The following is a 13952-nucleotide window of genomic DNA, read 5'->3' on the forward strand; positions in this document are numbered from 1 at the left end:
CTTTTCCCCCCTAAGCAACGAAAACACCGGCAACACACACACCCCCCCCCCCCCCCCCCCCCCCCCCCCCCCCCCCCCCCCCCCCCCCCCCCCCCCCCCCCCCCCCCCCCCGTTTCCGGGGCCCGGACGACGGATCGGAGAACCCTCTCGGCGTTCCGCCGAAGTGGCCGTAGGATCAGCACACTTCAGAGGGGGACATGACAGCCGGGGGCAGGGCAACCGAGCGGCGTGCGTCCCTCCTTTCCACGGGGAGGATCCACCTTGGCGCGTCACGCCTTCGTGTCCGCGGCGGTCGCCGTCGCCGCGTCCGCCGCGCTGGTCACCGCCTTCGGTCCGGTGGGCACCGCGGTCGCGGTCGGCACCGCGCAGGAGACGGTCGTACCGGCCACCTACCGCAGCTCGAACCTCACGGCCTCAGTCCTCTACACCAACTCCGCCTCCGGCGGCGACGGCGCGGGGGCCCAGGGCGTCTTCCACCAGCTGGAGGGCCACTCACGAGCGGTCTGGACGCGGTACTCGGACGGCGCGTCCTTCGACACACCGCCGGCGCCGAGCGGCAGCACGTACTTCAACAGCGGCACCGGCAGCGATGTCCTCGCCTACCGCTACGCCGACGGCCGTACCGACCTCTGGAACGCTGTCGACGGCACCACGAGCACCGTCCAGGTGCCTTCGGACCAGTCGGTCTACGGCGTCTTCGGCACCACCGTCGCCACCAACCAGAACGTCACCTACGCGGACGGCACCACCGGCAGGATCAAGCGCCTGCTGACACCCGGCGCCGACGGCACGACGAACGAGGTGACCGTGGGCGGGGTGCCCGACGGCATGGTCATCGGCGGTCCGGTGCGCGGAGACGCGGACGGCTTCGTCTTCCGGGCCACGCTGGACGGCTCCCCCCGCCTGGCCCAGGTCGACCCGAAGACCGGCCAGGTCACGGGCTGGACGTCCGCCCTGCCCTCCGGCACCACCATCGCGGTCAGGCTCTCGCCCGACTACGTCGTCGCCTACGCCGGGGGCAACGCCACCACGGCGTACGCGTACTCCCGCGCCGACCTGTCGGCCGCCCCGGTCGCGGTCACCCTGGACAACCCGGTGAGCACGGGGGTGTCTCCCACCGGCATCGCGATCGTCGGCGACTGGCTCGTCCACCAGCCGGGGAGCCGGGGGCCGGTCACGGCCGTTCCGATCGCGGGCGGCGCCCCGGTCACCCTGCTCGCGGCCTCGAACAGCGGGCTCTCGGTCGCCCAGGACGGCACCGCGGTCGCGGTCGGCCGCACCGGCGCCGACGACTGGGGCATCCAGCACATCACCGCCGGCGCCGACGGCAGGCCGGCCGTCACCATGGCCAAGTCGCTGCCGAAGCCGCCGTACCCGATCCAGGGGCTGTCGCTGGACCAGGGGCGGCTGGTGGAGGCGGACGAGAGCTACTCCGGGGGACGCGACACCTACGGCCGTACCGTCGCCGCGACCGGCACGCCGACGTACGGCGCGCGCTCGAACTACGACGGTACGGACGTGCTGGTGGGCACCTGCCCGGCGACGGACGTCGGCTGTTCGCAGCTGTTCGGTACGGCCTCGGGCCAGACCGTGTGGCTGGAGCGCAACGCCGGCGGCTATGACCGGCTCCGGGTGAACGGCCCCGGCCGGTACTCCTTCTGGGAAGATGACGTCCCAGTCGCCGGCCGGATCACCGACGTCTCCGGCGGGTACGTCCTCTACACCACCGACACCCAGCAGTACGTCTACGAGATCGGTGACAGCGCGGGACCCAAGGTCACCCGCACCCCCGGTGCCGCCGCCCTCTCCGGCGAGCTGCTCTGGACCGCGAGCGCCACGGTCCCCGGGCAGGTCAGTGCCTACGACCTGGCGGCGAAGAAGACCGTCGAGACGCTCACCCTCGACAACGGCGGCTGCGCACCCACCGAACTCCAGGCCGACGGCCGCTACCTGTACTGGAACTGCGGTGGCACGGCGGCCGGGGTGTACGACCGTACGGCGAAGAAGTCGGTGCCCGTGCCCGCCGACGAGGCGAAACTCGGGGACGGGTACGTCGTCACGCACGACAAGGAGGCCGGACAGCTGGTGCTGACCGCCGTCGCCGGCGGGAGCCCCGTCAGCCGGGTCATCGGCGAACTGCCCGACACGGGTGTCTCGCAGCGGGACGTGCGCTGGACGGTCGACGAGTCCGGGGCGAACGCGGCCTACGTCGACGACAAGGACCAGATCCACCTCGTACCGTCCGGGGTATCGCAGCAGCCCCTGCGACTGCTCTCCCCGGCGCAGAACGCGGCCTGGGTCGACCCCACGCCGGTCGACACGACCGCGGACACCCTGACCACCCTGCTGCTGTCGAAGCCGGCCGCGGGATGGCAGCTGACCGTGCGTTCGAAGGCGACCGGGAAGGTCGTGGACAGCGAGAACAGCGGCGCCGAGGTGCGCGGTGAGCTGAAGGTCGGCTGGTTCGGCATGGACCGGACGGCCCCCGGGGACGTGCCGCTGCCGAACGGGGCGTACGCGTGGACGCTGTCCGTCCCGCCCGCCGACGGGACAGGGGCGAACCTCCAGGTGACCGGTTCGGTGCGGATCGAGACCGGCAGCCCGGTACGCCACGACCACGTCGGCGCCGACGGCATCGGTGACCTGCTCACCCTCAACTCCTCGGGGTCGACGCTGACCTTCCAGCAGGGCACCGGCAAGGGCGGCTTCGCGGGGACGGTCTCCGGGAAGGGCTGGTCGACGAAGACGCTCGCCGTGCCGTACGGCGACCTGAACAACGACCGCTGCAACGACGTGCTGGTCCGCACGCCGGCCGGCGCGCTGCGCGCCTACAAGCCCGCCTGCGGCGCCGCGCTCACCTCGTCGACGCCGTACACGACGATCGGGGCGAGCGGCTGGAACCAGTACGACGTCCTCACCTCGCCCGGTGACCTGAACAAGGACGGCCGCCCCGACCTGCTCGCCCGCAACGCCTCCACCGGCGCGGTCTACCTCTACAGGACGACCAGCACGGGCAAGCTCTCCGCGCGCGTGCAGCTGTACGGCAACTGGAAGACGTACAAGAAGGTCGTCGGCGCCGGGGACCTGAACGGCGACGGCATCGGGGACCTGGTCGCGCAGGACAGGGCGAACAACCTGTACCGGTACTACGGCACCGGCAAGGGCACCTTCGGGAGCCGGGTGCGGATCGCCACCGGGTGGGGAGCGTCGTACAACGCGGTCGTCGGCGTCGGCGACATCACCGGGGACGCGCGGAACGACCTGGTCGCGCGCGACACGGCCGGGAACCTGTACCGGCTCAGCGGCAGCGGCAAGGGGACGTTCGCGTCCCGGGTGAAGATCGCGACGGGCTGGCAGGGCTACAAGGGCCTTTTCTAGCCAACTTGTGACGCATGTCACGCCCCCAGGGAGGGAATCGCTGGGGGCATGACAGATGACGCGACAGCCAAGTCGCTCTCCGGCCCGGCTCCCGGCGCGCTCTCCGACGAGGAGCGGCTCGCCCAGCTCGGCTACACCCAGGTCCTGGCCCGCCGTATGTCGGCCTTCTCGAACTACGCGGTCTCCTTCACGATCATCTCGGTCCTCTCCGGCTGTCTCACCCTCTACCTCTTCGGCATGATCACCGGCGGACCGGCCGTGATCACCTGGGGCTGGGTGGCCGTAGGCCTGATGACCCTCTTCGTCGGCCTCTCGATGGCCGAAATCTGCTCGGCGTACCCGACCTCGGCAGGCCTCTACTTCTGGGCCCACCGCCTCGCGCCGCCCCGCAGCGCCGCCGCCTGGGCGTGGTTCACGGGCTGGTTCAACGTGCTCGGCCAGGTGGCGGTGACGGCGGGCATCGACTTCGGCGCCGCGTCCTTCCTGGGCGCGTACCTGAACCTGCAGTTCGACTTCACGGTCACCCCGGGCCGGACGATCCTCCTCTTCGCGGCGATCCTCGTCCTGCACGGCCTCCTCAACACCTTCGGCGTCCGCATAGTCGCCTTCCTCAACAGCGTCAGCGTGTGGTGGCACGTGCTGGGTGTCGCCGTCATCGTCGGCGCGCTGACCTTCGTCCCGGACCACCACCAGTCGGCGTCCTTCGTCTTCACGAAGTTCGTGAACGAGACGGGCTGGAGCAGCGGCCCGTACGTCGTGCTCCTCGGCCTCCTGATGGCCCAGTACACCTTCACGGGCTACGACGCCTCGGCGCACATGACCGAGGAGACCCACGACGCGGCGACAGCGGGCCCGAAGGGCATCGTCCGCTCGATCTGGACGTCCTGGATAGCCGGCTTCGTCCTCCTCCTCGGCTTCACGTTCGCGATCCAGTCCTACGACAAGGAACTGGCGTCCCCGACCGGCGCGCCCCCGGCCCAGATCCTTCTGGACGCACTCGGCGCGACCTCCGGCAAACTCCTGCTCCTCGTCGTCATCGGCGCCCAGCTCTTCTGCGGTATGGCCTCGGTGACGGCCAACAGCCGCATGATCTACGCCTTCTCGCGCGACGGCGCGCTCCCCTTCTCCCGCGTCTGGCACACGGTCAGCCCGCGCACCCGCACCCCCGTGGCGGCGGTCTGGCTGGCGGCCCTCTCCGCGCTCGCCCTCGGCCTCCCCTACCTGATCAACTACACGGCCTACGCCGCCGTGACGTCGATCGCGGTGATCGGGCTGTACGTCGCGTACGTGATCCCGACGCTGCTGCGGGTGCGCAAGGGCGACGCGTTCGAGCGCGGCCCCTGGCACCTGGGCCGCTGGTCACAGGTCGTCGGCGTGGTCTCGGTGACCTGGGTCGTGATCATCACCGTCCTCTTCATGCTCCCGCAGGTCTCCCCGGTCACCTGGAAGTCCTTCAACTACGCCCCGGTCGCCGTCCTGGCCGTCCTCGGCTTCGCCGCGATCTGGTGGCAGGCCTCGGCCCGCCACTGGTTCCTCAACCCGGACGGAGCACGCTCCCAGGACTCCGCCAAACTGGTCGATCTCTGACCCACCGGACCCCGTCCGTCCCACTTCTGCCACGCGACGCGGCCACGACCCCGATACCCGATCGGCCAGACGCCTCCGTCCGGCTATGCTCGGGGAGGCAACATCGCCTGGGCCGTTAGCTCAATTGGCAGAGCAGTGGACTTTTAATCCATTGGTTGTGGGTTCGAGTCCCACACGGCCTACGGATGCGGGGGCGGGTACAACTCCGCTGCCTCCGCGGTGCAGCGCTCGGATCGGCTTCGGCCGGCCCGGGCGCTGCGGCGTTTTCGGGGCCCGGTGCCGCCCGCTGGTCGCCGGCCCTGCCGTTACCGCCAGCCGCCCGTGAAGTCGCTGGTCAGTTGGGCGTTGCAGATGGTGTAGCCGCCCGAGGCGTGCGCGTTCTTCGTTTTCCCGTCGACGGTGACCGAGCAGTTGATGTCACCGGATCCCTGCAGCTGTGCCATCACGTCGACGTACAGGGCCCGGTCCTTCAGCGGCAGCGTCGCCTCGAACCTGCCGTTCCTGAAGGTGCCCTTGCGGGTGTCGGTGTCGGAGCCGTAGGTGATGTCGAGGCCGCCGAGGGCGCCGGCCGGGGCGGAGCCCCACACCTTGAAGACGACGGTGTGCGCGGGCGTGCCGCCCTTCGGGGTGCCGTTCTGCTTGGCGTCCTCGGCCTTCCCGGCGCTGCTCCCGCCTTCGGCGGCGCCGGCCTTCGCGGCCGACGGCGTCGCAGCGGCCTTGCCGTGGCCGGAGCCGCCGACCGCCGCGCCGATCAGCACGACCAGGCCGATCAGGCCGAGACAGCCCAGCCCCAAGATCTTGCCCGCGCCGGGCCTCTGCCGCGGCGGCTCCGCCTGGAACGGCGGTGCGCCGTAGGGCTGCTGGTCGTTCATGGGTCCCCCTGGTCGTTTTGCTGGTTGATGTGCGTTGTGTGACAGATGTGGACGCTGTGCGGTTGCCGTTGCCCGACGGATTCACCCGAACGTGGGTACGGGGCCGCGCGTCGCCAGGGGGTGGTGGAACGGTCAACGCCCGTTGATGAGGCGGTCTGCGTGGCCCCTACATTGATCAAAGCCGGTGCAAATTTTGAGGGCGCCGGTGAACCGGTGCCGTCCCGTCGGCGCTCGCCTCCCCCCGACCTGGCTTAATCTCCCCACAGTTCCAGCGAACACATGACTGGATTTCAGGGGTCGCACGCGCCGAACGCCGGTGCCTTCAGCGGCCGGGGGGAGAACACGCGTTCATGGGACGCAGACATCCGCTGCTGGCGTCCGCGGGCCTGGCGGCCCTGCTCGTCGGCTGCCTCGGATCGGGCGCCGCGCACGCGGACCCGGTCGCGGGTTCGGCGCTGTACGTCGACGACGGGGCCGCCGGCTGCAGCGACACCGGTCCCGGCACGGCGGCGCAGCCCTTTTGCCAGATCCAGCCGGCCGCGGACGCCGCGACCGCCGGCGAAACCGTCTGGATCACGGGAAACCGCACCTACGCACCGGTGACCATCCGGTCCAAGGGCACGGCGGACGCACCCGTCAGGTTCTTCGCCGCAGCCGGCAGCCGCTCGTCCGTCACCGTCGGGGGCAGCGGCGTCCCGGCGGTCACGTTCGACGGTGCCCAGTACGTCGACATGGCCGCGATCCGGGTCGGCGGGGCCAGGACCACCGCCCTGGCCGTCACGGGCTCGCAGCACATCACCTACCGCGACACCTACGCGCAGAGCACCTCCACCGGCGCCACCTCGGTGGTCGCGGTCGACGGAGCCTCCTCCGACATCTCGCTCGTCCGCGTCCGTGTCTCCCAGGTGTCCGGGCGGGGCTTCAGCAGTGCCGCCGGGGCACGGAACATCACGCTCGCCGACGACTCCTTCCTCGACCAGGGTGTCTCGGCCGTGGGCACCACCGGCATCGACCTCGCGGGCGACACCTTCACCACGATCTGCGGCGACGCGATCAGCCTGACCGACGGCACTTCGGGCTCGGTGGAGAACGTCGTCGCCCAGAGCGGCGGTACGACGTGGTGCTCCGGTACCGGCACCCCGGCCGAGATCACGGTGGACGCCACCTCGGCCCCGCAGGTCACCGCGGACTACAACGCGGTCAACCCGTTGCCGGCCGGCACGGACTACGACTGGGCCGGCACCGCGTACACCACCGCGCAGGCGTTCGGGGCGGACACCGGGCAGGGCACCCACGACCTGGACCAGACGGACCTGACGATCCCCGCGTTCGGGCAGCCCGCCGAGCACTCACCGCTCGTCGACTCGGGCGACTCCGACGCGCCCGGCGAGCAGCCCACGGACATCAACGGCCATGCCCGGGTCGACGACCCCCTGGTCCCGGACACCGGGGCGGGCGCCGGCCACGTCGACCGCGGAACGGTGGAGTTCCAGGACCCGCTCACCGTGAGCGGTGTCGCCATGGGCTCCGGGTACGTCGGCATTCCGGAGACCGCCACCGCGCGGATCAGCAACCCGTGGTCGGACCCGCTGGACTGGCTGACGTACACCTTCGACTTCGGGGACGGCACGACCGTCACCACCACCACCGGATCGGCCACCCACACCTACACCCGGGCCACCACGGGCAGCGGGGTCCAGGTCGTCGTGCTGGTGGACAGGGCGGACGGCACCCGGATGGGCGGCGCCGACGTCTGGCACCAGGTCGGACCGGTACCGGACCTCACCGCCACGGTCGGCTGCGGGACCACCCCCTCGGTGCCGGATGCGGCCACCTGCCAGTACGACGTCGACTACGACCCGTACGCGATCACGGGTGACACGATCACCTTCGGCGACGGGTCCAAGGCCGTCTCCGCCGCCGCTCTGAGCGGCACGCTGAAGCACACCTTCCCGGCTCCCGGCACCTACACCGTCACGCAGAAGATCACCGACGCCGGCGGCCGGACCGTCACCGAGACCGCCGCCGCCACGGTCGGCGCCGCCTTCGTCAGCCAAGGTCCCAGGCGCTTGCTGGACACCCGGAACGGCACGGGCGCGCCCAAGCGGACCGTGGGCGCCGGCGGTGTGGTCCGGCTCAAGGTCCTCGGCGTGGGCGGCGTCCCGTCCTCCGGGGTCACGGCGGTGACGCTGAACGTGACCGACACGGGTGCCACCGCCGCCGGCTATGTGACGGTCTACCCGGACGGCACCGCCCGCCCGACCGCCTCGAACCTCAACTTCCAGGCCGGCCAGGTCAACCCGAACCTGGTCACCGTCAAGGTGGGCACCGACGGCTACGTGGATCTCTACAACGCGCACGGCAGGGTGAACCTCGTCGCCGACCTGGAGGGCTACTACACCACCAGGGCAGTCAAGGACACGCAGGACATGTCCGCCCTGGCCGTGGTGGCTCCCACCCGGGTACTGGACACCCGCTCCGGCACCGGTGCGCGCAAGGGCGCGGTCGGCCCCCGCAGCACCACGACCGTCACCCTGCCGACGTACACGCGGGGCGGGGCTACCGTCGCCGCCGTCCTCAACGTGACGGTGACCGGGGCCACCGGCAGCGGTTACATCACCGTCGCCTGTGACGGACCCAACCCGCCGACCACGTCCACCCTCGACTACCGGGCCGGGCAGACCGTCTCCAACCTGGCCGTCCCCTGCGCGTACTCCGGCCTGTTCCACATCTACAACAGCGCAGGGCACGTCCAGCTGATCGCCGACCTCCAGGGCGTGTACACCGACGACCTGGCCAACTCGGGCGGCGACCCGAGTGCCTGCGTCGGCGGACCGTACGTGGCGACCACACCCGCCCGTTTCCTCGACACCCGTACCGGGCTGGGCGCACCCCGCAGGGTGCTGGGCGCGAACGGCACCCTCACCGTCAAGGTCGCCGGTGTCCACGGGGTCCCGGCAACGGCCTCCGCGGTGCTGGTCAACCTCACGGGGGTCACCCCGACCGCCACCACCCACCTGACCGCCTACGGCGACGGCAGCCTGCCCGGCGTGTCCAACGACAGCCTCACCGCGGGCGGGACCCGTCCGGTCCTGGCCGTGATCCCGGTCGCGGCCGATGGCACCGTCCACATCCACAACGCGGCAGGCTCGGTCAACGTCCTTGCAGACCTGGAGGGTTACTTCGGCTGACCGGCCGGTGACCGGCCGGCGCTCCCGCGCGGCCGCGGTGAAGGAAGTGACGGCGACGGTGGTGCTCATCGCACCCGCACCCCTGTCAGCTCCCCGTCGCCCACCTCGTGCAGGTTGCCGGTGAACTCGGCTGCCGAGGCGAGCAGTTCGCGGAAGGGGGCCACCTGGTCGCGGTGGCTGACCGCGTTGTCGACGGCGAGGACGCCGTACGGTCTGAGAACGCGTCGCAGGTGCGGCCAGTAGCCCGGCGTACGCAGGGCGCTCGGCGTCGAGCACGACGAGGTCGAGGGATGCGTCCGGGGTGCCGGCCAGGGTCTCGGTACCGTCGGCGTGGCGGACGTCCGCGTACTCCCGTACTCCCGCCCGCTCCAGGTTGGCCAGGGCCGCGGTGACCCGGGCGGCGTCGGTGTCCACGGTCGTCGGGCGGCCGCCGGTGGCGCGGAGGGTGTCGGCGAACCAGATCGCCGAGCAGCCGTTGGAGGTGCCGATCTCCAGGACGGACCTGGCACGCCGGGCCCTGATCAGCGTGGAGATCAGCCGGGCCGCGTCCGGAGTCATGCTGCGCAGCCTCAGCAGTCGGTCGGTCGGCCGGCGGGACGTCGTGCGCCCGGCCCTCCTGGTGGAGGTCGTCGAGAACACGTGCCGGCCGGTCGTCCACGAAGGCTCCCCTTGTCGGTGTGCCTGCCGTTGGCAGCACACCGCGTCCGGCGGTGCTCAGCCCGCGTTGAGCTCCGTCAGCTCGGCCAGCGGCAGCGTGTGCTGGGTGTGCAGGACCTTGGCGCGCAGGTAGCGGACGTTGTGGGCGGTGCTGAAGACGCCGGTCGGGACGCGGTCCCGGACGGTGACGCCGAGGCCGCGCAACTGCTCCGCCTTGTCAGGGTTGTTGGAGAGCAGGTCCAGGTCGGTGAGGCCGAGGGCGCTCAGCATCTGGGCGGCGGCGGTGTAGTCGCGGGCGTCCTCGGGCAGGCCGAGGGCGGCGTTCGCCTCGTAGGTGTCGAGGCCCTGGTCCTGGAGGGCGTAGGCGTCGAGCTTGTTGTAGAGGCCGATGCCGCGGCCCTCCTGGCGCAGGTAGAGCAGGACGCCGCCGCGCTCGGCGATGCGCTCGACGGCCTCGCGCAGCTGGGGTCCGCAGTCGCAGCGGGCCGAGCCGAAGACGTCGCCGGTCAGGCACTCGGAGTGCAGGCGCACCAGCGGGAGGGTTCCGGGGGCGGGCTCCCCCAGGACGACGGCGACGTGCTCCTGGCCGTCGGTCAGGCCATGGAACGTGACGAGTTCGGCGTTGACGCTGTAGCCGTCGTTGAAGCGCAGCGGGACCCGGACGCGGGCGCGCTGGGTGGCGGCGGGGAAGTCGGTCATCGGGTTCTCCAGTGGGACGTCGCGGGGCGCCTGCTTCAGATTTGAAGCAGATCCACGGCTGGAACCCTACCTCATGCTTTAAATTTGAAGCAACAGATTTCCGTGCGGTTTCGGGAAATCAAGCGCACGGACAGGGGTCAGGAACCGGAACAGGGCGACGACGACCGGCGCCGCCACGGCAGCTCGTCCGACGTCGGCCGTGGAGTCGACTCGTCACCCTCCAGCGCCCGCGCGATCACGGAGCTGATCTCCTCGAGCTGCTCCACCTGCTCGGCGGAGAGATGGTCGAAGACCGCCGCCCGAACCGTCTCCACGTGGCCGGGCGCCGTGCGCTCCAGCACCGCCATGCCCTCGTCCGTCAGGATCGCGAAGCTGCTGCGCTTGTCCCACTGGCAGTCCTCGCGCCGGATCAGCCCGTCCTTCTCCAGCCGGGTCACGGCGTACGTCAGCCGGCTGCGGGTGATCTTCGACTTCTCGGCGAGGTCGGTCATGCGCAGCTTGCGCTCCGGTGCCTCGGAGAGGTTGGCCAGGATGCCGTAGTACAGATGGGGCATGCCGGCGTCCTGCTGGAGCTGCCGGTCGATCGCGTCCTCCAGGAGGTGCGTCGCCGCCATGTAGGCGCGCCAGGCGCGCTGCTCCTTCGGAGTGAGCCAGCGAGTCGTCATGTCACCAGTGTAGGTTTGTTTCAAAGTTTAACCAAGCGTCCATGTCAGAGCGGGCAGGCCGATCGCCGATCCCGGCCGGCCCGTCGGCCAGCCCGCCCGCCGCCAGGAATGAGCGCGTCCGATGCCGTACCCCTACGTCCTGCTGTCCGCCGCCGTCTCCCTCGACGGCTTCCTCGACGACACCGGCCCCGACCGGCTCCTGCTCTCCTCTCCCGCCGACTTCGACCGCGTCGACGAGGTACGGGCCTCGACCGACGCCATCCTGATCGGCGCCGGCACCATCCGCGCGGACAACCCCCGGCTCCTGGTCAACTCCCCGGAGCGGCGCGCGGCCCGGACCGCCGCCGGCCGGGCCGAGTACCCCCTCAAGGTCACGGTCACCGCGACCGGCGACCTCGACCCGGACGCGCAGTTCTGGCACACCGGCGGCGAGAAGATCGTCTACACGACGGACGAGGGCGTGCGGCGGGCCCGCGCCCGCGGGATCGCCGCCGACACCGTCTCCCTCGGCACCGACCTCGACTGGCGGCTGCTCCTGGAGCACCTGCACGACGTACGGGGCGTACGGCGGCTGATGGTCGAGGGCGGCGGCACCGTGCACACCCAGCTTCTCAAGGAGGGCCTGGCCGACGAGCTCCAGCTGGTGCTCGCGCCCCTCTTCGTCGGCGACCCGAAGGCGCCGCGCCTCTTCGGTCCCGGCGGGTACCAGGCCGGACGGCTGCGGCTCCTGGAGACCCGCCGTATCGAGGACGTCGTGCTCATGCGCTACGAGCCCACGGCCCCCGGCACCGGCGGGTCGGCGTCCGCCGCGGACCGGCACTGGCTGCGGCTCGCCTGTGAACTGGCGGCCGAGTGCCCGCCCTCGCGGACCGCGTTCAGCGTGGGCGCGGTGGTCGTCGCGGCGGACGGCACGGAACTGGCCCGCGGCCACTCCCGCGAGGTCGGCGACCCCGTGGTCCACGCGGAGGAGGCGGCCCTGGCCAAGATCCCCGCGGACGATCCCCGGCTGGCCGCGGCCACCGTCTACACCAGCCTCGAACCCTGCACCCACCGCGCCTCCCGCCCGCACCCCTGCGCCGAGCTGATCCTCAGGGCCGGGGTACGGCGGGTGGTGACGGCATGGCGCGAGCCGGACACGTTCGTGGCGGCGGCCGACGGGACGGGGACGCTGCGGGAGGCGGGGGTGGAGGTGCTGGTGCTGGGGGAGTACGAGGGACTGGCGAAGGCGCCGAACGGGCATCTCGCCGGCTGACCGAGCGGGGCCGGACCCCTCCGGTCCTGGCCTGATCCCGGGCCCGCCGCTTCGGCGTGCACGGACCCGCTCCTGCGCGTGAGTCTTAACCCGTGTGACTCCGCCTCTTCGGATGGCGTATGCTGGTGTCACCGACGCGGGGTGGAGCAGCTCGGTAGCTCGCTGGGCTCATAACCCAGAGGTCGCAGGTTCAAATCCTGTCCCCGCTACTGAAACCCAGGGCCGGAATCCGAGATTCGAGGATTCCGGCCCTGAGTCATATCCGGGCACGTGTTCCCCGTCACACACTTCCGGACTCATCCGCCCGGCCCACACCGTTCGCACCACCCGCTCACAGCCGCAAACCTGGACGGACAGGCAGCGAAGACACCGGACGCATCGAACACGGCGAGCGCATCGAACGCGGCGAGCGCATCGAACGCGGCGAGCACCTCGCACACGGCGAGCGCATCGAGGACATGGGACGGCAGGGGGGCGCGTGGTGGGCCGTGCAGAGGCGGAGCAGGGCGGTCCGGCGTCCGCCCGCATCCTCGCCCGCTTCCTGCCCGCGCTGCTGATCTGCGCCGGTGTCTGTTACGACCTCCTCACCCCCCCGCCCTTCACCGCGGTCCCCTTCTTCACGGCCGCCCCGCTGATCGCCGCGCCCCTCTCCTCGCTGCGCACCACCCTCCTCACCGGCCTGGCCGCGCTCCTGGCCGCCTACGCCGTGCACGCGCGGTTCGCCCTTCTCCCGTACGCCGACGCCGGCACCGAGATCCTCACGGTGGCCACCGTCGCCGTCCTCGCCGTCGGCATCAACCGGATCGTCCGACGCGGCGACCAGCGCCTCGCCTCCGCCCGCGAGGTCGCCGAGGCCGCCCAGCGGGCCGTGCTGCCCGAGCCCGCCGAGCGGATCGGCGGCTTCGAGATCGCCGCCCGCTACGAGGCGGCCCAGGAGGGGACCTTCATCGGCGGCGACCTGTACGCCGTCCAGGACACCCCGTACGGCGTGCGGCTGGTCGTCGGCGACGTCCGCGGCAAGGGGATGGGCGCGGTCGCCGCCGTCGCCGTGGTCATCGGCGCCTTCCGGGAGGCCGCCGAGCAGGAGGCCACGCTGGAGGCGGTGGCCGGCCGGCTGGAGCGGGCGCTGGCGCGCGAGGGCGTCCGGCGCGGCGGCGTCGACGCCCAGGAGGGGTTCACCACCGCCGTCCTTGCCGAACTCCCGCACGGCGACGGCACGCTGCGGCTCGTCAACCGCGGTCATCCGCCGCCCCTGCTGCTGCACGACGACGGCGAGGTGCGCCCGGTGCGGGTGCCGGAGGCCGCGCTGCCGCTCGGGATGGGCGAGCTGGGGGCGTGGCCCGACCGGGCGGCCGAGCACGTGTTCCCGAGCGGCGCCACGCTGCTGCTGCACACCGACGGCCTCTCCGAGGCGCGGGACGCGCACGGCCGGTTCTACGACCCGCAGCGGCGGCTGACCGGCCGTACCGCCACCGCCCCCGGCGCCCTGGTGGCCCGGCTCGCGGCCGAGGTGCGCCGGCACACCGGCGGCGGCATGACGGACGACATGGCGCTGCTCGCCGTACGACGGCCCTGAACGGTGGGGCGGTCACGTTCGGTGTCCGAGCAAGCGCCCTGCGCATAACAACTGAGTCGCCATCAAAACCTGTGT

Annotated in this window: 8 protein-coding genes, 2 tRNA genes and 1 pseudogene; 7 read left to right on the forward strand and 4 right to left on the reverse strand. The window is 71.8% G+C overall.

The annotated features are described in order from the left end of the window. Positions 1-261 precede the first annotated feature (261 nt). The 3 genes from ACZ63F_RS42230 (at position 262) to ACZ63F_RS42240 (ending at position 5147) form a co-directional block, all read left to right on the forward strand. On the forward strand, positions 262-3378 hold the full coding sequence (locus tag ACZ63F_RS42230; RefSeq protein WP_469719315.1) for an FG-GAP repeat domain-containing protein: 3117 nt from the start codon (positions 262-264) through the stop codon (positions 3376-3378). A gap of 48 nt (positions 3379-3426) precedes the next feature. Further along, positions 3427-4965, forward strand: coding sequence for an amino acid permease (locus ACZ63F_RS42235; RefSeq protein ID WP_469719317.1), 1539 nt, complete (start codon positions 3427-3429; stop codon positions 4963-4965). Positions 4966-5074: 109 nt separating this feature from the next. Further along, a tRNA-Lys gene (locus tag ACZ63F_RS42240) sits at positions 5075-5147 on the forward strand. Positions 5148-5270: 123 nt separating this feature from the next. On the opposite strand, the gene ACZ63F_RS42245 is transcribed toward ACZ63F_RS42240, so the two are convergent. Then, on the reverse strand, positions 5271-5837 hold the full coding sequence (locus tag ACZ63F_RS42245) for a hypothetical protein (protein ID WP_469719319.1): 567 nt from the start codon (positions 5835-5837) through the stop codon (positions 5271-5273). 350 nt (positions 5838-6187) lie between these two features. Here ACZ63F_RS42245 and ACZ63F_RS42250 point away from each other — a divergent pair, with 350 nt between their 5' ends. Continuing rightward, on the forward strand, positions 6188-9028 hold the full coding sequence (locus ACZ63F_RS42250; protein WP_469719321.1) for a PKD domain-containing protein: 2841 nt from the start codon (positions 6188-6190) through the stop codon (positions 9026-9028). A gap of 258 nt (positions 9029-9286) precedes the next feature. Here the strand turns inward: ACZ63F_RS42250 and ACZ63F_RS42255 are convergent. From ACZ63F_RS42255 to ACZ63F_RS42265, 3 genes and pseudogenes are all read right to left on the reverse strand, one after another. Then, positions 9287-9586 (reverse strand): annotated as a pseudogene (locus ACZ63F_RS42255) (O-methyltransferase); the annotation flags it as partial. A gap of 156 nt (positions 9587-9742) precedes the next feature. Then, on the reverse strand, positions 9743-10384 hold the full coding sequence (locus ACZ63F_RS42260) for a GTP cyclohydrolase II (RefSeq protein WP_469719323.1): 642 nt from the start codon (positions 10382-10384) through the stop codon (positions 9743-9745). A 137-nt stretch (positions 10385-10521) separates the two neighbouring features. Next, positions 10522-11049: a MarR family winged helix-turn-helix transcriptional regulator gene (locus ACZ63F_RS42265; protein ID WP_469719324.1), complete on the reverse strand. Its 528-nt coding sequence runs from the start codon at positions 11047-11049 to the stop codon at positions 10522-10524. 121 nt (positions 11050-11170) lie between these two features. Between ACZ63F_RS42265 and ACZ63F_RS42270 the strand changes: the two genes are divergently transcribed. From ACZ63F_RS42270 to ACZ63F_RS42280, 3 genes are all read left to right on the forward strand, one after another. Continuing rightward, positions 11171-12301: a dihydrofolate reductase family protein gene (locus ACZ63F_RS42270; RefSeq protein ID WP_469719326.1), complete on the forward strand. Its 1131-nt coding sequence runs from the start codon at positions 11171-11173 to the stop codon at positions 12299-12301. Between the two features lie 135 nt (positions 12302-12436). Next, positions 12437-12510, forward strand: a tRNA-Met gene (locus tag ACZ63F_RS42275). A 269-nt stretch (positions 12511-12779) separates the two neighbouring features. Then, positions 12780-13877: a PP2C family protein-serine/threonine phosphatase gene (locus ACZ63F_RS42280; RefSeq protein WP_469719328.1), complete on the forward strand. Its 1098-nt coding sequence runs from the start codon at positions 12780-12782 to the stop codon at positions 13875-13877. Positions 13878-13952: the final 75 nt, after the last annotated feature.

It is taken from the genome of Streptomyces sp. NPDC104761 (assembly GCF_055583445.1).

Bases quoted from the DNA above. Each gene is read 5' to 3' on its own strand.
- ACZ63F_RS42265 (WP_469719324.1), bottom strand. From the start codon at position 11,049: ATGACGACTCGCTGGCTCACTCCGAAGGAGCAGCGCGCCTGGCGCGCC.
- ACZ63F_RS42260 (WP_469719323.1), bottom strand. From the start codon at position 10,384: ATGACCGACTTCCCCGCCGCCACCCAGCGCGCCCGCGTCCGGGTCCCG.
- ACZ63F_RS42270 (WP_469719326.1), top strand. From the start codon at position 11,171: ATGCCGTACCCCTACGTCCTGCTGTCCGCCGCCGTCTCCCTCGACGGC.
- ACZ63F_RS42235 (WP_469719317.1), top strand. From the start codon at position 3,427: ATGACAGATGACGCGACAGCCAAGTCGCTCTCCGGCCCGGCTCCCGGC.
- ACZ63F_RS42250 (WP_469719321.1), top strand. From the start codon at position 6,188: ATGGGACGCAGACATCCGCTGCTGGCGTCCGCGGGCCTGGCGGCCCTG.
- ACZ63F_RS42245 (WP_469719319.1), bottom strand. From the start codon at position 5,837: ATGAACGACCAGCAGCCCTACGGCGCACCGCCGTTCCAGGCGGAGCCG.